The 18,587-nt window shown below is 35.2% G+C and carries 21 protein-coding genes; 15 read left to right on the plus strand and 6 right to left on the minus strand.

Annotation, left to right across the window (positions count from 1 at the left end; translation table 11 throughout):
* The first annotated feature begins 67 nt into the window (after positions 1-67).
* The gene (locus SFA27_RS02320; protein WP_047373543.1) at positions 68-901 is read left to right on the plus strand and encodes an OmpA family protein; all 834 of its coding nucleotides are present in this window, start codon (positions 68-70) and stop codon (positions 899-901) included.
* A gap of 52 nt (positions 902-953) precedes the next feature.
* Here the strand turns inward: SFA27_RS02320 and SFA27_RS02325 are convergent, their stop codons facing one another.
* Genes SFA27_RS02325 through SFA27_RS02335 form a run of 3 tightly spaced genes read right to left on the minus strand, consistent with a single transcriptional unit; the run spans position 954 to position 3,139 of the window.
* The gene (locus SFA27_RS02325) at positions 954-1,958 is read right to left on the minus strand and encodes a hypothetical protein (protein WP_407296035.1); all 1,005 of its coding nucleotides are present in this window, start codon (positions 1,956-1,958) and stop codon (positions 954-956) included.
* Positions 1,921-2,493 (minus strand): hypothetical protein, encoded by a 573-nt coding sequence (locus SFA27_RS02330; RefSeq protein ID WP_407296037.1) that lies wholly within the window; start codon positions 2,491-2,493, stop codon positions 1,921-1,923. The genes SFA27_RS02325 and SFA27_RS02330 overlap by 38 nt, the downstream gene beginning before the upstream one ends.
* A 52-nt stretch (positions 2,494-2,545) precedes the next feature.
* Positions 2,546-3,139, minus strand: a complete 594-nt coding sequence (locus SFA27_RS02335) for a hypothetical protein (RefSeq protein WP_047373541.1) — start codon at positions 3,137-3,139, stop codon at positions 2,546-2,548.
* Between the two features lie 1,173 nt (positions 3,140-4,312).
* Between SFA27_RS02335 and SFA27_RS02340 the strand changes: the two genes are divergently transcribed.
* The 6 genes from SFA27_RS02340 (at position 4,313) to SFA27_RS02365 (ending at position 8,123) form a co-directional block, all read left to right on the plus strand.
* Positions 4,313-4,468: a CCPGW family putative bacteriocin gene (locus tag SFA27_RS02340; protein WP_407296040.1), complete on the plus strand. Its 156-nt coding sequence runs from the start codon at positions 4,313-4,315 to the stop codon at positions 4,466-4,468.
* Between the two features lie 130 nt (positions 4,469-4,598).
* Complete coding sequence (locus tag SFA27_RS02345; RefSeq protein ID WP_264519497.1) at positions 4,599-5,246, plus strand: O-methyltransferase; 648 nt, start codon at positions 4,599-4,601, stop codon at positions 5,244-5,246.
* An 85-nt stretch (positions 5,247-5,331) separates the two neighbouring features.
* Positions 5,332-6,048 (plus strand): C40 family peptidase, encoded by a 717-nt coding sequence (locus SFA27_RS02350; protein ID WP_255812821.1) that lies wholly within the window; start codon positions 5,332-5,334, stop codon positions 6,046-6,048.
* Between the two features lie 22 nt (positions 6,049-6,070).
* The gene (locus tag SFA27_RS02355) at positions 6,071-6,538 is read left to right on the plus strand and encodes a DUF1648 domain-containing protein (RefSeq protein WP_407296044.1); all 468 of its coding nucleotides are present in this window, start codon (positions 6,071-6,073) and stop codon (positions 6,536-6,538) included.
* Positions 6,535-6,879, plus strand: coding sequence for a cupin domain-containing protein (locus SFA27_RS02360; RefSeq protein WP_047373536.1), 345 nt, complete (start codon positions 6,535-6,537; stop codon positions 6,877-6,879). Before SFA27_RS02355 ends, SFA27_RS02360 begins: the two co-directional genes overlap by 4 nt.
* A 5-nt stretch (positions 6,880-6,884) precedes the next feature.
* Positions 6,885-8,123: a 3-deoxy-D-manno-octulosonic acid transferase gene (locus SFA27_RS02365; RefSeq protein WP_407296047.1), complete on the plus strand. Its 1,239-nt coding sequence runs from the start codon at positions 6,885-6,887 to the stop codon at positions 8,121-8,123.
* Here the strand turns inward: SFA27_RS02365 and SFA27_RS02370 are convergent.
* Genes SFA27_RS02370 through SFA27_RS02380 form a run of 3 tightly spaced genes read right to left on the minus strand, consistent with a single transcriptional unit; the run spans position 8,115 to position 10,551 of the window.
* Positions 8,115-8,741 carry a deoxyuridine 5'-triphosphate nucleotidohydrolase gene (locus SFA27_RS02370; protein ID WP_407296050.1) on the minus strand — a complete coding sequence of 209 codons (627 nt, stop codon included), beginning with the start codon at positions 8,739-8,741 and terminating at the stop codon, positions 8,115-8,117. The genes SFA27_RS02365 and SFA27_RS02370 overlap by 9 nt on opposite strands.
* Positions 8,741-9,496 carry a glycosyltransferase family 2 protein gene (locus SFA27_RS02375; RefSeq protein WP_407296052.1) on the minus strand — a complete coding sequence of 252 codons (756 nt, stop codon included), beginning with the start codon at positions 9,494-9,496 and terminating at the stop codon, positions 8,741-8,743. The genes SFA27_RS02370 and SFA27_RS02375 overlap by 1 nt, the downstream gene beginning before the upstream one ends.
* Before the next feature lie 23 nt (positions 9,497-9,519).
* The gene (locus SFA27_RS02380) at positions 9,520-10,551 is read right to left on the minus strand and encodes an acyltransferase (RefSeq protein ID WP_052184528.1); all 1,032 of its coding nucleotides are present in this window, start codon (positions 10,549-10,551) and stop codon (positions 9,520-9,522) included.
* Positions 10,552-10,696: 145 nt separating this feature from the next.
* Between SFA27_RS02380 and SFA27_RS02385 the strand changes: the two genes are divergently transcribed.
* The 8 genes from SFA27_RS02385 (at position 10,697) to SFA27_RS02420 (ending at position 18,532) form a co-directional block, all read left to right on the plus strand.
* Positions 10,697-11,173, plus strand: a complete 477-nt coding sequence (locus tag SFA27_RS02385) for a lipocalin family protein (protein ID WP_047373532.1) — start codon at positions 10,697-10,699, stop codon at positions 11,171-11,173.
* 182 nt (positions 11,174-11,355) lie between these two features.
* Positions 11,356-14,169 carry a leucine--tRNA ligase gene (leuS, locus tag SFA27_RS02390; protein WP_407296056.1) on the plus strand — a complete coding sequence of 938 codons (2,814 nt, stop codon included), beginning with the start codon at positions 11,356-11,358 and terminating at the stop codon, positions 14,167-14,169.
* A 240-nt stretch (positions 14,170-14,409) separates the two neighbouring features.
* Complete coding sequence (locus SFA27_RS02395) at positions 14,410-15,273, plus strand: MotA/TolQ/ExbB proton channel family protein (RefSeq protein ID WP_047373530.1); 864 nt, start codon at positions 14,410-14,412, stop codon at positions 15,271-15,273.
* 61 nt (positions 15,274-15,334) lie between these two features.
* Positions 15,335-15,943 (plus strand): biopolymer transporter ExbD, encoded by a 609-nt coding sequence (locus tag SFA27_RS02400; RefSeq protein WP_047373529.1) that lies wholly within the window; start codon positions 15,335-15,337, stop codon positions 15,941-15,943.
* An 11-nt stretch (positions 15,944-15,954) separates the two neighbouring features.
* Positions 15,955-16,524: a biopolymer transporter ExbD gene (locus tag SFA27_RS02405; RefSeq protein WP_047373528.1), complete on the plus strand. Its 570-nt coding sequence runs from the start codon at positions 15,955-15,957 to the stop codon at positions 16,522-16,524.
* Positions 16,525-16,553: 29 nt separating this feature from the next.
* Entirely contained in the window at positions 16,554-17,396 is an 843-nt protein-coding gene (locus tag SFA27_RS02410; protein ID WP_047373527.1) for an energy transducer TonB, read from the plus strand.
* Between the two features lie 76 nt (positions 17,397-17,472).
* The gene (locus tag SFA27_RS02415; RefSeq protein ID WP_172617109.1) at positions 17,473-17,670 is read left to right on the plus strand and encodes a DUF308 domain-containing protein; all 198 of its coding nucleotides are present in this window, start codon (positions 17,473-17,475) and stop codon (positions 17,668-17,670) included.
* Complete coding sequence (locus SFA27_RS02420) at positions 17,660-18,532, plus strand: PstS family phosphate ABC transporter substrate-binding protein (protein WP_047373526.1); 873 nt, start codon at positions 17,660-17,662, stop codon at positions 18,530-18,532. The genes SFA27_RS02415 and SFA27_RS02420 overlap by 11 nt, the downstream gene beginning before the upstream one ends.
* Positions 18,533-18,587 lie beyond the last annotated feature (55 nt).

Genomic DNA, 18,587 nt, shown 5'->3' on the forward strand with positions numbered 1-18,587 from the left:
ATGCAAAGATAACCGATATAATTCAATTGAATTTTCCTAACTTTGAGTAGTCTAAAAATGATTATTTATGAAGATTTTAAAAATTGTAGCAGTTTCTGCAATGGCGCTGGGAATGACATCTTGTGTCAGCAAAAAGCAGTATGATGCTTTGAGCACAAACTATAAGCAGTGTATTGAAAATATCGGAGAAAGACAGAGAGAAATTCAGGATTTGAAATCTCAGAACTCTGCATTGACTGGTGAAAATAACTTGCTGAAAAGCCAGCATGATGCTTTAAAATCATCACTTGATGCATGCCTTTCCAACACCGGAAAAAGCTCTGCCAATATTGATAAATTGGTAGGTGAAATCAATGCTTCCAATTCTTATATCAAACAATTGATCTCTAACAACGCTAAGAATGACAGTTTGAATCTGGCATTGTCTAACAAGCTGAAAAGATCTTTAGATAATGTATCAGATCAGGATGTACAGGTGAAGGTATTGAAAGGAGTTGTAATGATCTCTCTTTCAGATAATATGTTGTACAAAACAGGGGATTACAATATTCTGCCTGCTGCTCAGGAGGTGTTAGGTAAAGTAGCTAAAGTAATCAATGATTATGATAAATATTCAGTGTTAATTGAAGGGAATACGGATAATGCTCCGTTGAACTCTCCAAATCTTCCAAGAGACAACTGGGATCTTTCTGCATTAAGAGGTACTTCTGTGGCTAAAGTTCTTCAGACCCAGTTTGGAGTAGATCCTGCAAGAATTACAGCAGGAGGTCGTTCTGAATACAACCCGAAAGCTACCAACATGAGTGTTTCAGGTAGAGGTGAAAACAGAAGAACGGAAATCATCATTATGCCTAAGCTGGATGAGTTTATGAAACTGATGGATATCGCTCCTAAGAAATAATTACTCAACCATACATAATAATAAATCCCGAAGCAATTCGGGATTTGTTTGTTTATGAGTTAATCTGTTTCGGAATATAATGGGCTGATATTTTTTTCTTTGAAAAGGGGACTGCTTTTTTAGCAGTTTGCTCAAAATAAAAATTGGTGATATTCCATACAATCATAATGGCTGAAAAGTAATATAAATTAAGAACGAGTGCAATTCCTATATGCATAGAAACTGTTAGGAAAAGCCATGTTTTCTGAGTTGGTTTGTACCAGATGAAAAACGGGTAGCATATCTCGATGATAATTGTACTCCATCCTATGAAACTTAGGATATAGGAATGTTCTATAAGCCAGCTGAAATCAAAATTCAGATCTCTGTTGGAATAGGGAAGATGAATGGCTTTCCAGATAGATTCGCCGTTCCACCAATTGAAACCTAAAGCTTTATCTAATCCGGAGAAAAAATAAGCAATAGATATATGAATCTGAAATAATCTTTTGACAGGAGTGATATTTATTTCCTGTGTTTTTTTACTAAAAATAAAATTCCTGAGTGAAAAAAAATGATCGGCGGGAAACAGGATCAGATAAAATAGTGACATGCTCGTGAAAAAATCTGCACCATAAGCAAAGAAAGAACTTCCCTTGAGTAAAGCAATCTGTAGTATAAGCAAAAGGAAAGCTGAAACTCTGGAATAAAAACCAGTAATGATCAAAATACACAAGGTAATAAATGATATTTTGGTTATCACAATCGTTGTGCTTTCTTCAATGCCAAAGCTTTGTAAAAAGCTGACGATTTTTGAGAAGGTAATCAGCCAGCCAGGAGTGAAAACACTCATAATATCCTGCGGGATGATACTGCTGCTTGAAAATAGTTTGTCAAAATCCGGCATGACTGCGAGAAACTGTAAAAGAATAATCGTTCCAATTGCAATACGGAAGAAACTCAGAAATTCCGTTTGATTATCCTGTCTGAAAAAGAAATTTTCAGTTTTGGTATAGAGTACATTCAGCTTTTTCATCACTTTAATGTTTGAATTCATCAATAAGAATAAGATTTTCATTCGTTTTTCCCTGTCTGAAATCTGCAATAGAAGGGTAGTCGTACAAATAAAGCTTTGTAGTAACACTTGATGCTTTTGGATTTTCTTTCATCACGTGTGCCGCAATCTGTCTGATAATAATGTCCAGATACTGATAATATTTGCGGTCATATGTATTTCTGCTGGAAATTTTATCCAGAAACATATTAAAGACAGTAGTGTATCTCACTCTGCTCTCCTTACTTTTGAAATAAGGCATCGTCTTTTGTTCCAGGACATTTCCCTTCTTATCTTTCAGTTCAAAGCTCATCACAAAATCACTGGCAACATTGGGAGCATAGAAACCATATCCTGTATCAAAACCAGTATAAGACGTAAATATATTGACCGGCTTTAATTGGGTAATGTTTTCTGAAACTGTATAAGCCAGGGGTTTTTCATATTTTTTGTTTTCATAATAAAAACCATAGTAGCCATCAAATGTTCCTTTCATACCAATTGCAAATACAATCAACAGAACAATGAAAATTCCGGATAACTGAAGCTTTTTTTTCATGGCAAAAAATTTAAAAAAAGGCTGCCTTCAGAACAAAAACAGCCTTTTACGGTTATTTGTAGTTAACCAATACATTGTTAAGCTTTACATTGATTCTTGGATCAATGGCTGTATTCACTTTGTAAGATTTTATGATCACATTGGTAAGATTCTTTCTTCCCATAGTTGGCGGACAGATTGTATATTCTTCAGCACCTCTTATAGTAAGTTTACCTAAAGAAGCGATATCTTTCTGGCTCAGCAGAGCAGCATTGGTCGCAACCTGATTGTTTTGAATGGCATAATAATCTGCTCCAAGTTCTTTGGCTCCGTATTTTTGAAGGATACCATCTACTTTAGCTCTTAGATCACCATATTTTTTCCAGTCAATATTGGCTTTCATCAGACATCCGCGGATGATATACTGTCTGTTGATTTTGTAAATAATAAAATTGGTACCCAAACTGCTCTGATGAAGTTTTTGTAGTCTTAGTAAACTCTTTATGTCTTCATCAGAAATTTTTTTGACATCTTTAAGGATGTAATTGTTGTCTACAATGTAATTGCCTTTTTCTTTATAAAAAGACATTTCCTGAGGCTTTAGCTGGGAAAATATTATAACAAGTCCCACTATTGCTCCAATTAAAAATAAAGTCTTTGTTTTCATGTGGATGTTTTAAAATATCCCTACTCTGTTTTAGGATTTTCGGGGGCCTCCTTTCTGTGAGTGTTTCATGGTTGAGAAACTTAGATCAAAGGTAGAATTGTGTAAGTGCTTAAGAATAAGTGTTTATCCTGTTTTTTTATAAGGATTTTGACCTTGAAGATTAGATCTGATTTGTAATTCTGAGAATGGAAAGCTTCTATTGTATGTTGATGAGTATAAATATCCCGTTTCTACGAAGTGATAAAAAAATAATCAATCAACCTATAAAGAGATAAAACACCAATTTTGTCATTCCGCAGGAATCTAATCCATTTTAATTAAAGTCTTTTCCCGTAATACTTAAAAATTATCCGCGAATAATTCATAGCTAATGTAATGCTGTTTGATGCAGGAACCCGGAATCAGTTCCAGAAATTGCGGAGCTTAATTCCCGACATTAGAGAATTTATTATTGAACGCAAAGGTTTCTTTTCTTAACCATTATCTTTTATAGGAAGCAAAGATGGAGTCAATTTCATTGATCCTTTATAAGCGAACGTATAATCACAATGCGTATAGAGACAGAGTGGACCCTCTTTATCTCCTTAAATTTGACATTAAGAAAATTATTTCTTTACGGTAAATAAAAAGAAGATCCTGGATGAAAGATTTGTATTGAAGTTAGGGAAAATGGTCCTGGAATGGGATTAGATTTTAGGTGCCTGATGTAGTTTTTGCAGAATATTATGGTTTTAAAACAAAAACAAATCCCGAAGGTGGCCGGGATTTATTTTTAATCAAATTAATTCTTCCTTTTTCAGGAGCGAAATAATTCGTAGCAAAAATGAAGTGGATATTTCTTTCTTAGTTTTTGCTGCAGAAGAATCAGTTCTGCCTTTCAGCATAACTTTTTTGTGATTCTCATGGTTAGTTTGTGTCTCTCCTGCAATCATCTTGTTTCTCTTAGTGTTTTTACCCCTTATTCTCATTGCAAACTTACAACGGATACCACAAAAATACCATCCGTATTTTCACGGTATTTTATATGGGGTTTTCACTGATATGTAGAATTTTATTCATTTAATTGGTTGATTAATAAAAGAATATGTATATTTAAATCTCCGTTAAAGGAAATAATTAAAGAGGTGTCCGAAAATCTTAAAGAGTAGGAAATTAATACTAAACAAAATAATTATGAAAAATTCAAAAAAGCTTTCAAGAGTAGAAATGAAAACCGTACAAGGTGCTATTAGAGGGTGTAATCCACAGATATTTTGTACCAGCCCGCAAACAAAGTGTTGCCCAGGATGGGTTTGTGCTGGTATAAGACAATATTGTATAGCCGTATAATGATTTTTTACATAAAATTTAGATCTGGCTAAGAAAAAGAGAGGGATTAATTTCTCTCTTTTTTTGTATCTTCTTGTTGAATTTAAAAACTAGCTTTAAAATCCTTAAATTTGTTTTAAATTATAATGGTATGAGTTTTTTTGAAGAGAAGAATCCTGAAATGGACAGATATTTGGAAGCACACGCTTCTTCGGAATCCGAAATTCTGAAAAAACTGAGAAGAGAGACTTACCAGAAGACGACACAGCCTCATATGATTTCCGGATACCAGCAGGGAAGACTATTGACTATTATTTCCCAGATGCTGCAGCCGAAAAGTATTTTGGAGATAGGAACATTCACAGGATATGCTACGCTATGCCTTGCATCAGGATTGGCAAAAGACGGAAAAATTACAACATTGGATGTGAATGAAGATCTTGCTTATCTTCCGAAAAAATATTTTGAGTCAAGTGAATATGCCAGTCAGATTGATTTTAAACTTCAGGATGCCAAAGAATATTTAAAAGAAACAGAGGAGTTTTTTGATCTGATCTTTGTAGATGCTGATAAGGAGAATTATGCAGAATATTTTAAATTGATAAAACCCCACACCAAGTCCGGAACAGTAATCCTGTTTGATAATGTTTTGTGGTACGGGAAAGTGCTTGAAGAAAATCCGAAGCTGAAGTCAACCCAGTCTATTCAGGAATTGAATGATTTAGCGGCAAAAGACGAAGATTTTGAAAATCTTATTTTACCTTTGCGGGATGGAGTCAACTTTCTTCGCAGAAAGTAATAAAAATATCCTAAGATTAAAACATTTAAAGAGAGTACAGGTTGTATTTTTTCTTTAAATTATTCAATCTTTAAATTGAGAGTTAATGAATAAAGGAATTTGTATTGTTACAGTAGCACCGGTTCGTGCAGAGAATTCTGACAGGGCTGAAATTGTTACGGAAATATTGTTCGGAGAAAGTGCAGATATTTTGGAAGTAGATAAAAACTGGACCAAAATAAAGATGCATTATGATGGCTATGAAGGATGGATGGATACCAAACAGCTAAAACCAGTAACAGAAGAAGAACTGGCTAAAAGGAAAGTTACTGTCGTTACTGAGGATTTTTCTTCCGTATTAATGAATGACGGGAAAACCCTGCTTTCTATGGGATCAGAAGTAGAGTTTCCGGTGGTTGCTTCAAGGAGAAGTCATGATGTACGTGAAAGTATTGCCCTGACGGCAAAAGAATTCCTTAATGTACCTTATCTTTGGGGTGGGAAAAGCTTTTTTGCAGTAGATTGCTCAGGATTTACTCAACTGGTATACAAAATTCACAATATTAAAATTCCAAGAGATGCTTCGCAGCAGGCTGAGGTAGGTGAACCTCTTACCTTTGTAGAAGAAACACAGCCTGGAGACCTTGCTTTCTTTGAAAATGCAGAAGGAAAAATTATTCACGTAGGTATTATGCTGGATAATCAAAAAATTATCCATGCTTCAGGAAAAGTAAGAATTGATACATTAGATTCCACAGGGATTTTCAATAAAGAAATGAATAAGCACACCCATAAACTGAGAGTGCTGAAAAGTGTAATTTAATCATAATTCAATCTCATCTGAAATGGAAAATATTCTTTTTACAATTTTTGATATTTTTAATTTTGGATTGGTCGTTTTTCTGTGGTGGTTTACCATCAAGAATTATAATGCTTTGCCAAAGAGAATTCCTGTACATTTTGATATGCAGGGACAGGCTGATGGATTTGGTGGGAAGATATTTGCCTTTCTAATGCCTGTACTGGCCTTAGGCTTGTATGGATTGTTTACGTATGGGGTAAGATATCCGGAAGGAACTAAATTCCCGGTAGAAATAACAAACCAGAACAGAGGTGCACAGTTTTTAATTATGAAAATTGGAATGAGGCTTCTCTTTGTTGTACTGGCAGTTATTTTTATGAATATTCAGGATTACATGTTCAGATGTGCCGTTGATGAGAAAGCAAAACCCAGAATTTCATTTGCTACCATATTTTTATCCGTCGTGTTATTTACTCCTGCATTACTTTTTATAGCTCAACTATTTAAATGATACACTCTAAAGAAAATTCAGAGCACTATACCTGGGGAAACCACTGTGATAGCTGGATTCTGAAAAAGACAGAAGGATTATCTGTGAAACAGGAAAAAATGCCCGCAGGAACTTCAGAAAAACTACACTTTCACAAAGTGGCAGAACAGTTTTTTTATATTCTGAAAGGAGAAGCTGTATTTTATATCAATGAAGAGAAATTCCTGGTTAAACAAGGAGAATCTATTTCTATTGCACCGGAATCAAAACATTTTATTTCCAATGAATCCAACGAAGAAATTGAGTTTTTAGTCATATCCAATCCACCTGCGGATCACGATAGAATTGAAATAAAAGAATAATTAAAATGGCTTTTCTATACAATATATTTATCAGTCTCCTTGCTTTCGGAATGAAGGCTTTTGCATTGATTAATGATAAAACTAAAAAAGGCGTTGAAGGGAGAAAGCAGTCTTTAGATAAAGTGAAATCAGTATTTTCAAAAACAGATAAAGTGATTTGGATGCATGCTGCCAGTTTAGGAGAATATGAGCAGGGACTTCCTGTTTTGGAAAAGCTTAAAGATAATTTTCCCGGACATAAAGTTCTGGTGACTTTTTTTTCTCCCTCAGGATATGAGAATGTCATTAAGAAGAAACATATTGCAGACGTTATATGTTACTTGCCATTCGATAAAAAAAATGCTGTAAAGGAGTTTGTATCACAGTTTAATACTGAACTATTTTTTACGGTTAAATATGATTACTGGTACAATCTGCTTGCAGAACTGAAAAATCAAGGGGCAAAAATTTACGTTATTTCCGCTTTGTTCTATGAAAGACAGTCCTTCTTTACTTCCTATGGAAAATGGTTTGTAAAACAGCTTCGGAAAGATGTGGATTGGTTTTTTCATCAGACACAATTTTCATTGGCTCTGGCCAAGAGTATAGGATTGATAAAATCTTCTGTAACGGGAGACACAAGGTTTGACAGGGTAAAACAACTTCGCAGCAGGAACAACCATGTAGATTATATTGCAGACTTTAAAGGAGGTAATAAAACAGTCGTTTTTGGGAGTTCATGGCAGGCTGAAGAAAAAATAGCAGAAGTGGTTTCCCGTAAAAATAATATGGTGAAACTCATTATCGCACCCCATGATCTGAAAAGAGTAGAGCATTTGAAAAGTATATTTCCGGGTGCATTATTATACAGTCAGATACAGGATAATCTATCATCAATTGATAGCGCTCAACTTTTAATTATAGACAGTATTGGCTTATTGTCAAAACTATATTCTTATGCAGATGCAGCCGTTGTGGGAGGAGGATTTCATGATGCAGGACTTCATAATATTCTGGAAGCGGCAACTTTTGGGGTTCCTGTGATCTTTGGAAATCATTACAAAAAAAATCCGGAAGCTGATGATCTCATCACTGCTAACGGCGGAAAATCTTTTCCAGACGAATATACGGCCGCTGAATTTGTTTTATTTCTTATGAATGAAGATAATCAGGAAGAACTTACAGAAATGTCCCAGAATGCAGGGAAATTCGTAGATGGAAAACCTGATTCTACCAAAATGATTCTACAGAAAATCTTATCGTAAATATCCCTGGCTTTTCATTTCTTTCATGATCTGATCTATGTTTTCTGGAATCCTGTCGCATTCAAGCCAGTTGATGTCAAGACCATTGTTCACACAGAGTTTTTGAAGATAATGGTTTTCTGAGATTTTCTTTTGGGTGTCCCGCAGATATTCATCAATTTCCATCCAGTAATCTTCATCCAGTTTTTTAATAAGAGCCAAAGCTTTGAATACTTTATTGATGATGTAAATATAGAGTTTGTAAACATTGTCAAATCTTTGTCTGCTGAGGTCACTGTTGTTTTCCAGAATTTTATTGATAAGAAGAAGATTCAGCGAAACTTCCCCGAATTTATCTGTGGTAATTTTAATATGTTCAGTGATTTCTGCGCTTATCTTTCGGATGATAGTCAGGAAATAAGGAGCATTTCCAGTGTATTTTGAGGCTAAAAGAACCTTTTCCGCTACAATTTCCTCCATTGCATTTCTCTTATCATCCGTTGTTTCCGGATCAATAAGCTCGAAATACAATTTTTTAGACAATAATTTATCCTTTCTCAGAAGCCTGAAAATAAGTTTATCTTTCTCGGTACCGGAAAAAGCGCTCAGAGCCGCTTTGAACTCTTTTGAATACTCCATTAATTGAAAATTTTCGAATACTTCATAAATCCGTTCAGTGCCCAGTTAGCCGTATAATACAATGATTTTAAAGTTGAAAACCCCATGAAATCCTTATAGACTAGATATTGATCTTTGATGATATTTTTTTTCTTTCTGGAAACACTGTTTTCACGCATTCTGTATTTTGCTAATGTCTTTTGTACAGGAATCCCTTCAGGAATTACTTTTAAAAGATTAAGCCACATGACATGATCTTCACGCTTGCTTTTTACAGGAAACAAAAATTTTCCAACCCTTTGGGTATCATACATCGTGGAAACCGGTGCCAGACGGCATGTCTTCAAAAGATTGGAGAAGGTAACCACTTTATCTGCCAGAAAATCTTTCAGGATAGGCTGAAGCTGTTCATCACATCTGGAATAGTTGCAGTAAACCAGTTCTGCATTGTGTTCCTGCATATAATCTGTCATTGTTTCCAGATATTCAGGATACCAGTAATCGTCAGAATCCAGAAAAGCGATATATCTTCCTTGTGCTCTTTCCAGACTGTTGTTTCTTGCATTTCCTGCACCTCCATTTTTTTCCAGTACCTGTAGTTTTATTCTGGGATCATTATATTTTCTGATAATCTCAACTGTATTATCTTTGGAAAGGTCATCAGTAATCAGCCATTCCCAGTTTTCATAGGCTTGGTTAAGAACAGACTGTATGGTTTCCTCGATAAATTCAGCAGAATTATAACAGGGAGTGATAATGGAGACAAGATCTTTCATTTGTGCTTTTTAAGACTGTAAAATTATAAAAATCTTTTTTCATAAAGATGCCAGGAAGCAATTCCTACCCCTATAACTACCAACATACATACCAATCCCATAAAGTAAGGATTATAATTGGCAAAAAGTCCCAATGTTGCAAATACCCTGATGATAGGGAAGTGGAATATGTAGATTCCATAAGTGAAATCTCCGTACTTTCCGAAATTATTCAAAAATTTAAATGAGTAAGCAATATACAGAACAATAATACTGATCATCATCGGAGAGAAGAATTTTATATTAAAAATAAGATCTATCCAGACCGTAATCATAGCAATGATGAATAAAGTATTCTTGTGTTTGATAAACTTGTCAAAATTAAAGTAAATCAGCATTCCACCAATGAAATAACATAGTGAACCCGGCAGCTGTCTTGAAAGAGCCGCTTTTCCAGCCATTTCAAAATAATTAAGATATACCAGAGAAAGGAAATACAGTACGATCAGACTGATATTTCGGTATTTGTTATTTTTTCCAAACAATAGAAACATTAACGGAACAGCTATATAAAAACACATTTCTATCTTAAGAGTCCACAAGGCCCCATTTACAGCCTGGTTTCCGAATACACCGGGAAGCCAAGGTGCTTTAAAATTCATAAAAATTGAATTCCAGAATAAATATTTATAAACCTGCGTATTGCCGAAATATTCAGAAAGAGGAAGTGTACTCACGAGGCTCAGTAATACAGCACATAGAAAAACAACTAATAGATAAGCGGGAACAATTCTGTTGAATCTCTTTTTGGCGTAGCTTTTTAAACTGGATGACCTTTCGTAGCTTCTCGCAATAAGAAATCCACTAACGATAAAAAATGAGAAAACAGCTACTTCCACAGGGCTGTGCGTTAGAATTGTAAGCTGGGCAGAGCCGCTTAATGCTCCCAAATGTCCTACAAAGACAATGAAAGCAAGGAGAACACGTATAAAATCAAAATTGTTTCTCGTAATATCCTGCATTTGTATTTTGTTTCCTGCAAAAATAACTTTTTTAATAGAATGAACGATGCTCATGTATCCATTATTTGTTAAATAAAGGGAAAATAGGGGCTCACTATTTTAAAATATATATAAATAATCGTTGATAAAATAATTTTTCATAAAAAATAGTAATATAAATCAAAAAAATTATAATTTTAGCGCTTGAAAAAATTGATCTATGAAGAAATTAGCATTACTATTTGCAGGTTTATCTTTGTTTGCTGCAGCTACAGGCTGTAGTAGTGACAATGATACTGTTCTGGAAGCTCCTCTTGTTGGGACATGGCAACCATTAAAAGAAGTTGTTACCACTGTAGAAGTTGGTGAAGACCCGGTTTCTAACACGATTACTTATACAGATTGTCAGAAACAGACAAGATGGTGGTTTAGCGTTGACTCCAAAGGAGGAAAGACGAACTGGGGAGATACCGCTACACCTGGTCAGTGTGCTATTCTTTCTGATATAAAATTCAATTATACCTATAATAAGGAAGGAAAAGACGTTCAGATGAAAATTCAGGGGATAGTAGAGCCGCAAAATGCAAAGGTTATTACTCTGGATGCTACAACACTCAATCTTGCTGTAAGAGAGGAGACTCAGGATCCTACTATATTCCAGACAAGAACATATACCTTCAAAAGAGTTACTCAATAATAGTATATACTTCAGGATATAAAACAGATCTCATCTCCGGATGGGATTTTTTTGTTGGGGATAGAATTGCAATTCATCATAAATTAAATTTCCATTTACTTTAAAATCATTATTTTTGTGAATCTTGTTCAAAAGAAAAATAATTCAATATTTTAAAGTCTAACATATAACATATATATAAAGTGTTTTACGATCATCAGCAGATAGAAAAAAAGTGGCAGAAATACTGGGAGGAAAATCAAACTTATAAAACCTCTAATAACACAGATAAACCCAAATTTTACGTACTCGATATGTTTCCGTATCCATCCGGAGCAGGTCTTCACGTAGGTCACCCGCTGGGATACATAGCATCGGATATCTATGCAAGATATAAAAGACATCAGGGTTTTAATGTTCTTCACCCGGTAGGATATGACAGTTTTGGACTTCCTGCTGAGCAGTATGCTATCCAGACAGGGCAGCATCCCGCTATTACTACAGAACAGAATATCAACAGATACGAAGAGCAGTTAAGAAAAATCGGTTTCTCATTCGATTGGAGCAGAGAAGTAAGAACTTCAGATGCATCTTATTATAAATGGACACAATGGATCTTTATCCAGCTCTACCACTCTTGGTATAATAAAAATACCGATAAGGCAGAATCTATTGATTCCCTGATCCAACATTTTGAAGAAAAAGGAACAGAAGGATTAAATGCCAATCAGAATGACGAATTAAATTTCACAGCAGAAGAATGGAAAATGGCTTCCGATCTTGATAAAGAAGATATCCTGTTAAACTATCGTCTTGCTTACAGAGCAGAAACCACTGTAAACTGGTGCCCTGCATTAGGAACTGTATTGGCAAACGATGAAATAAAAGATGGAAAATCTGAAAGAGGAGGGTTTCCTGTTTTCCAAAAGAAAATGATGCAGTGGAGTATGAGAATCTCCGCATACTCTGAAAGATTATTACAAGGATTGAATACTTTAGACTGGCCGCAGCCTTTGAAAGATTCTCAGGAATACTGGATTGGTAAATCTCAGGGAGCACAGGTTCAGTTCCAGGTAGATGGCCATGATGAAATCGTTGAGGTATTTACAACAAGACCTGATACTATTTTTGGGGCAACTTTTATGGTATTGGCTCCGGAAAATCCTTTAGTGGAAGCAATTACTACTGATGCTCAAAAAGTAGAAATAGATACTTATATTGAAGAAACTTCCAAAAAAACGGAAAGAGACAGAATGTCTGACGTGAAAAACGTGAGCGGAGCTTTCACAGGAAGTTATGCAATCAATCCGTTCAGCAACGAAAAAATGCCGATCTATATTTCAGACTATGTGTTGATGGGATATGGGACAGGAGCCGTGATGGCTGTTCCGGCACATGATGAACGTGACCACAGATTTGCAAAGAAATTTAACCTGGAAATTAAAAAAGTGGTAGAGACAGAAGAAGACATTCAGGAAAAATCTTTTGATTCTAAAGATTCCGTTTGTGTCAATTCTGATTTCTTAAATGGCTTGAATTATAATGATGCAAAGTCAAAAATAATTTCAGAGATCGAAACCAAAGGAATCGGTCATGGAACAACGAACTACAGACAGCGTGATGCAATTTTCTCAAGACAGCGTTATTGGGGAGAACCTGTTCCTATATATTATAAGGATGGAATGCCTTATACGTTGCCAGCTTCCGCTTTACCATTGGAACTTCCTGAAGTTGAAAAATATTTGCCAACAGAAGACGGAGATCCGCCATTAGGGAATGCAAAAGAATTTGCCTGGGATGAAACTAACCAAAAAGTAGTTGCTACAGATCTGGTGGATGATAAAACTATTTTCCCGTTAGAATTATCTACAATGCCAGGTTGGGCTGGAAGCTCATGGTATTTCCTAAGATATATGGATCCGCAAAATGACGGAGAATTCTGTGCAAAGAATCTTTCAGACTATTGGGGACAGGTAGATTTATATATTGGAGGCAGTGAGCATGCAACAGGTCACTTATTATATTCCCGTTTCTGGAACATGTTTTTAAAGGACAGAGGATACATCAACCATGATGAGCCATTCCAGAAATTGATCAACCAGGGGATGATCTTAGGAATGAGTGCATATGTATATAGAATTGAAGGAACTAATCAATATGTTTCTAAAAATCTGGCAGGAAATTACCAGACTCAGCAGATCCATGTTGACGTATCCTTATTAAAAGGAACTTCTGACGAATTGGATACTGAAGCTTTCAGAGCATGGAGACCGGATTATGCAGATGCAGAATTTATTCTGGAAGATGGAAAATACATCACAGACCGTGAAGTAGAAAAAATGTCCAAGTCAAAATACAATGTAGTAAATCCTGATGATATCTGTGAAGAGTACGGAGCAGACGGACTAAGACTATACGAAATGTTCTTAGGCCCGTTGGAACAATCCAAACCTTGGAATACTCAGGGATTAAGTGGTGTATATGGTTTCCTTAAAAAATTCTGGAATCTGTATTTTAATGGAGATGTATTTGAAGTTTCAGAAGAAGAACCTACAAAAGAAGAATACAAAGTTTTACATACTTTAATAAAGAAGGTGGTATATGATATTGAAAACTTCTCATTCAATACATCTGTATCATCCTTTATGATTGCTGTGAATGAGCTTCAGAAAATAAAATGTAACAAACGCAATATTTTAGAGCCGCTAGCCGTTATCATTTCTCCGTATGCGCCTCACATCTGTGAAGAACTATGGAGTTTGTTAGGACACAATACATCTATTGAATTTGAAAAATTCCCGGTATTAAATGAAGATTATCTGATTGAAGATGAAATTCAGTATCCGGTAAGTGTAAATGGTAAAATGAAGTTCAAAATTTCACTTTCAGCTCAATTATCTGCCAAGGAAGTGGAAGATTTGGTGATTTCGAGTGATAAAATGCAACAGATTTTGGAGGGTAAAACCCCTAAAAAAATCATTGTAGTCCCTCACCGTATTGTGAATATCGTAATTTAAATAAAATTTAACATTGGGAAATTAAAAAAAATGGGTGTCTTATTTTTTTGATTTTTTAACTCAAATGTTAAATTTGGGGAAAATAAATAAAATATTTAAAAATAATTATTATATCGAAATCGTATTAAAATTTCTTTATCAAAAAAAAGCAAAATGTTTAATTAAGACTCTTGCATTTTAATTAATTTTGCCTTTAATTTACACCCTGTAAAATTTTAAAACAATATAATTTAGTTAAATATGGAAATGAATGTTTCAAAAAATGATGAGCAAGTAGTTGCTAGAAAGGCAGGAGGTTTAAATCCAGCTGTTATTATTCCTATTCTATTTATTATAGGAGTATGTATTTATTTATTCGTTCTTGGTAGCCCAGGAAACTTTAAAGATGCAGATAAACTAGGAAGTGGGTCTGTAGCCTTTTCAAGTGTTGAAGGAAAAGACATTCACCCAGAATCGTTTTTAGGTATTATCTACAAAGGAGGGGTTATCGTACCAATCTTGATTACTTTCATGATTACTGTAATCGTTTTCTCTTTTGAAAGATATTTCGTTCTTGGTAAAGCTGCCGGAAAAGGAAACTTAGACAACTTCGTTGTACAAGTAAGAAGCTTACTAAACCAAAACAAAATTGACGAAGCTATCGAAGAGTGTGACAGACAACAAGGTTCTGTAGGTAACGTAGTAAAAGAAGGTCTTACTACTTACAAAGCACTTTCTCACGATACTACATTAAATAAAGAGCAGAAAATGGTAGCGCTTAACAAAGCTATCGAAGAAGCTACTACTCTTGAGATGCCAATGCTTGAGAAAAACATGATGATCCTTTCTACTTTAGGTACTGTTGCAACGTTAGTAGCACTACTTGGAACGGTAATCGGGATGATCAAGGCATTCTTCGCATTAGGTTCAGGAGGAGGTACTCCGGATGCTGCTGCTCTATCTACAGGTATCTCTGAAGCCTTGATCAACACGGCATTAGGTATTGGTACTTCAGCAATCGCTATTATCCTTTATAACTTCTTTACATCTAAAATTGATGGATTAACTTACAAGATCGACGAGATCTCTATGAGTATCCAACAATCTTTCGCTGAATTCAACTAAGAATTAGCAAGATATTTGCATTAGCAATTAAAAGAAGTTTAATTAAAAATATTTTATAATAATGGCGAGAGTCAAACCAAAAAGACATGGAGTAATTACGGACATGACTGCAATGTGTGACGTTGCGTTCCTACTCCTTACGTTCTTTATCTTGACCACTCAGTTTAAAAAACCTGACGTGGAGCAGATCAAACCGCCATCTTCAATTTCGGAAAAATTGCTTCCTGATGCTAGTTTAATGACTATCAACGCTACTCCGGACGGAAAATTCTATTTCCAGCCAGTAGAAAATGCATCAGAAAGACTTGCACTTTTGGAAAAAATGGGACAAAAGTATGGAGTTACTTTTGATAACAACCAAAAAGCAGCTTTCCAGAAAATTCAGGCAATTGGAGTTCCAATGAACCAACTTAAGGGGTATTTGGATATGCCTGCAGATGAGCAGAAAAATTATAAGAGTCCTACAGGTATTCCTATGGACAGTACAAATAAGCAATTAATTGATTGGGTAAAAGAAAGTTTGAGCGTTAATCCTGACTACAAGTTAGCTATTAAAGGTGACGTTACAACTCAGTACCCTAAAGTTAAAAGTCTATTTGAGGGTTTAAGAGATATTGATTTTCTTAAATTTTGGTTGATTACATCACAAGAAGGTAAACCTAACGAATAATATCGATAGAAATGGCAGAAGTACAAGTACAAGAAAAAGGCGGCAAGGGCGGCAAGGTCCGTTCCAAGAAGCAGAGTACCAGAGTCGATATGACTCCGATGGTGGACTTGGGTTTTCTATTGATTACCTTCTTTATGTTCACAACTACATTCAGTAAACCGAATGTTATGGATTTGGGTCTTCCGGCTAAACCGAAAGATGAAAAACAAAAACCACCTCCAACAGAAATTAAACTTTCTAACTCAATTTCTATTTTATTAGGAAAAGATAACAGAGTATTTTGGCACCAGCAGGATGCTACATCCTTGAATGACCAAACTCTTATGGAAACTACTCTTGATAGAGAAGGAATTAGAAAAGTAATTCAGCAGGCAAAATCTAGAGCTGCAGATCAAACGAAATTTACCGTGATCATTAAGCCAACTGACGATGCTGTATATAAGAACTTTGTTGATATTCTTGACGAAATGGCAATTACCAAAAGTGAGCAGTACGGTGTTACTGATATCAAGCCTTGGGAAAAAGCTATTTATGAGAAAAAAGTAGGAGGTGCTGCTGCACCAGCTGCTGCTACAAAGTAATTTAACCATAAAATTGTTATATCTAATCTATGGCAGATGAAAATGTATACGGTCAGAATCTTACTCTAGACGAAATCGTATTTGAAAATAGAAACAAGGAATATGGTGCCTACGATATTAGACATCAGTATCCGAGACTTTTAACAAAGTCTTTTATCATCGGAACAGCATTATTCCTTTTGGCAGCTTTGTCTCCGTTCATCTATCTTACGATTAAAAATCTTACAGCTCCGCCTAAGCAAGAAGTAAAGGCAGATCTAGTAGATATTATCGAAGAAGATCCGATTATTGAGCAGCCTAAGGAAGAAGAACCACCTCCACCACCTCCACCTCCAAAAGAAGAGGAGAAAATTGAAGTGATTCAGAACGTAGTTCCTGAGCCTGTAAAAGCTCCAAAAATTGAAACTCCACCACCACCAATTTCTAAGCAGTTGGAAACTACAACTGGTTTGAATAATCAGGAGGGGGTAAAGGCTCCAGCTTATACGCCGCCGCCACCACCACCATCTACAGGTACTAAAGCTAGTACAGCAGAGGTGAAAACAAATAATCCTAACGAGATCTACAAAGATGTAGACCAATCTGCAGAATATCCTGGAGGTATGGGAGCATTAAGAAAGTTCTTGGGAGATAATTTTGATACTTCTTTAATGGAAGGAGGCGAAGGAACGCTTAAAGCTAAGCTGAAGTTCGTTGTAGAAAAAGACGGAACTGTTTCTGCAGTTACTATTGAAGAGAAATCTCCAAATGGCGACTTTAACAGTGAAGCTGTACGTGTAGTTAAGAAACTTAAAAAATGGACTCCTGCGAAGAGAAACGGGGAGAGCGTTAGATCTTACTATAGTGTACCATTTACTATGAACTTTGAATAAGACTTAAGTTATTCAAAATATAAATAAAAAGAGAGGCATATGCTTCTCTTTTTATTTTTTTTGGTATTTTTGTTACATGATGTTCAATTGGTTATCCCTGGTTACGGGATTGTTTTATATCGTTTTAGGAATTGTAGTGATTGTCTACAAATTCTTCTTTACTATTTTGGAACCTGCTGTTGCCTATGCACTAGGTGTAGTACTGGTTATTTATGGTATTTTCAGAATTTACAGAGCGATCTCAAGAATTAAAAAATCGAGAAATGAAGAATAGTTTTAAGCTTGCAGTAATTGTTGTTTTGAGCATAATGCTTGCGGGCTGCAAAAAGGAGAAAAATGCTCCTTCTTATCACAAAGGTGATCTTACAATTTTTACTGACGAGTCTTTTCAAAGTGTCACAGAAGCATTAGCTGACGGCTATATGATCAATTACCCTGAAACTCACATCAAAGTAGAAACCAAAAAAGAAGATTTAGGACTTCTTGATCTTCTGAAAGGGAGTGCTAAAGTAGTGGTGATGTCCAGAAATCTTACTCCTGAAGAAATAAAAACATACGAAGAAAGAACAGATTTAAAGTTTCTTCCTGCTAAATTTGCTGCGGACGCAGTGGTTTTTGTAGTTCCTAAAGACTCTCCGAAAGAAAATATTTCAATGGAGGAAATCAATAGTGGGCTGATGTCTGATAAAAAAGAATTCATTTTCGATGGAACCAACTCAAGTAATCTGAATTTTGTAGCTGAAAAATTAAAAAAACAGCCAAAAGACCTTCAATTTTCCATTATTCCAGGAAATCAGAAGATCATAGAGGAATTAGGTAAATATCCTGATAAAATAGGGGTTATAGGGCTTAATACTTTTAGCCGTCCTTATGATAAAACTTCTGAGAAACTAAGAGAAATGGTTAAAATTCTCCCTGTTGTAGAAAAAGGGAAGCTTTACAATGCAGATTTTGAAGGGCTTCGTACAATGGAATATCCTTTTACAAGAGTTCTTTATTTCCTGATTAATGAAGGTAATTTTAATATTGCCAACGGATTTATAAGATTTTCGTGCACTCATTTAGGGCAAAAAATTGTGCAAAAAGAAGGTCTGCAGCCTTATAACATTTACAAGAGAGAGGTTCAGATGCGTTAAAAAATATTAAATTCACAATTTAGACTTGTTAAAAATATTGATTTGGTCTGAAAAT

This window comes from Chryseobacterium sp. HR92 (genome assembly GCF_045689405.1).
Classification (GTDB): Bacteria; Bacteroidota; Bacteroidia; order Flavobacteriales; family Weeksellaceae; genus Chryseobacterium; species Chryseobacterium viscerum_A.

Excerpts from the sequence above, each read along its gene's own strand:
- SFA27_RS02320 (WP_047373543.1), top strand. The coding sequence starts at position 68 with ATGAAGATTTTAAAAATTGTAGCAGTTTCTGCAATGGCGCTGGGAATG.
- SFA27_RS02325 (WP_407296035.1), bottom strand. The coding sequence starts at position 1,958 with ATGAAAATCTTATTCTTATTGATGAATTCAAACATTAAAGTGATGAAA.
- SFA27_RS02330 (WP_407296037.1), bottom strand. The coding sequence starts at position 2,493 with ATGAAAAAAAAGCTTCAGTTATCCGGAATTTTCATTGTTCTGTTGATT.
- SFA27_RS02335 (WP_047373541.1), bottom strand. The coding sequence starts at position 3,139 with ATGAAAACAAAGACTTTATTTTTAATTGGAGCAATAGTGGGACTTGTT.
- SFA27_RS02340 (WP_407296040.1), top strand. The coding sequence starts at position 4,313 with ATGAAAAATTCAAAAAAGCTTTCAAGAGTAGAAATGAAAACCGTACAA.
- SFA27_RS02345 (WP_264519497.1), top strand. The coding sequence starts at position 4,599 with ATGAGTTTTTTTGAAGAGAAGAATCCTGAAATGGACAGATATTTGGAA.
- SFA27_RS02350 (WP_255812821.1), top strand. The coding sequence starts at position 5,332 with ATGAATAAAGGAATTTGTATTGTTACAGTAGCACCGGTTCGTGCAGAG.
- SFA27_RS02355 (WP_407296044.1), top strand. The coding sequence starts at position 6,071 with ATGGAAAATATTCTTTTTACAATTTTTGATATTTTTAATTTTGGATTG.
- SFA27_RS02360 (WP_047373536.1), top strand. The coding sequence starts at position 6,535 with ATGATACACTCTAAAGAAAATTCAGAGCACTATACCTGGGGAAACCAC.
- SFA27_RS02365 (WP_407296047.1), top strand. The coding sequence starts at position 6,885 with ATGGCTTTTCTATACAATATATTTATCAGTCTCCTTGCTTTCGGAATG.
- SFA27_RS02370 (WP_407296050.1), bottom strand. The coding sequence starts at position 8,741 with ATGGAGTATTCAAAAGAGTTCAAAGCGGCTCTGAGCGCTTTTTCCGGT.
- SFA27_RS02375 (WP_407296052.1), bottom strand. The coding sequence starts at position 9,496 with ATGAAAGATCTTGTCTCCATTATCACTCCCTGTTATAATTCTGCTGAA.
- SFA27_RS02380 (WP_052184528.1), bottom strand. The coding sequence starts at position 10,551 with ATGAGCATCGTTCATTCTATTAAAAAAGTTATTTTTGCAGGAAACAAA.
- SFA27_RS02385 (WP_047373532.1), top strand. The coding sequence starts at position 10,697 with ATGAAGAAATTAGCATTACTATTTGCAGGTTTATCTTTGTTTGCTGCA.
- SFA27_RS02395 (WP_047373530.1), top strand. The coding sequence starts at position 14,410 with ATGGAAATGAATGTTTCAAAAAATGATGAGCAAGTAGTTGCTAGAAAG.
- SFA27_RS02400 (WP_047373529.1), top strand. The coding sequence starts at position 15,335 with ATGGCGAGAGTCAAACCAAAAAGACATGGAGTAATTACGGACATGACT.
- SFA27_RS02405 (WP_047373528.1), top strand. The coding sequence starts at position 15,955 with ATGGCAGAAGTACAAGTACAAGAAAAAGGCGGCAAGGGCGGCAAGGTC.
- SFA27_RS02410 (WP_047373527.1), top strand. The coding sequence starts at position 16,554 with ATGGCAGATGAAAATGTATACGGTCAGAATCTTACTCTAGACGAAATC.
- SFA27_RS02415 (WP_172617109.1), top strand. The coding sequence starts at position 17,473 with ATGATGTTCAATTGGTTATCCCTGGTTACGGGATTGTTTTATATCGTT.
- SFA27_RS02420 (WP_047373526.1), top strand. The coding sequence starts at position 17,660 with ATGAAGAATAGTTTTAAGCTTGCAGTAATTGTTGTTTTGAGCATAATG.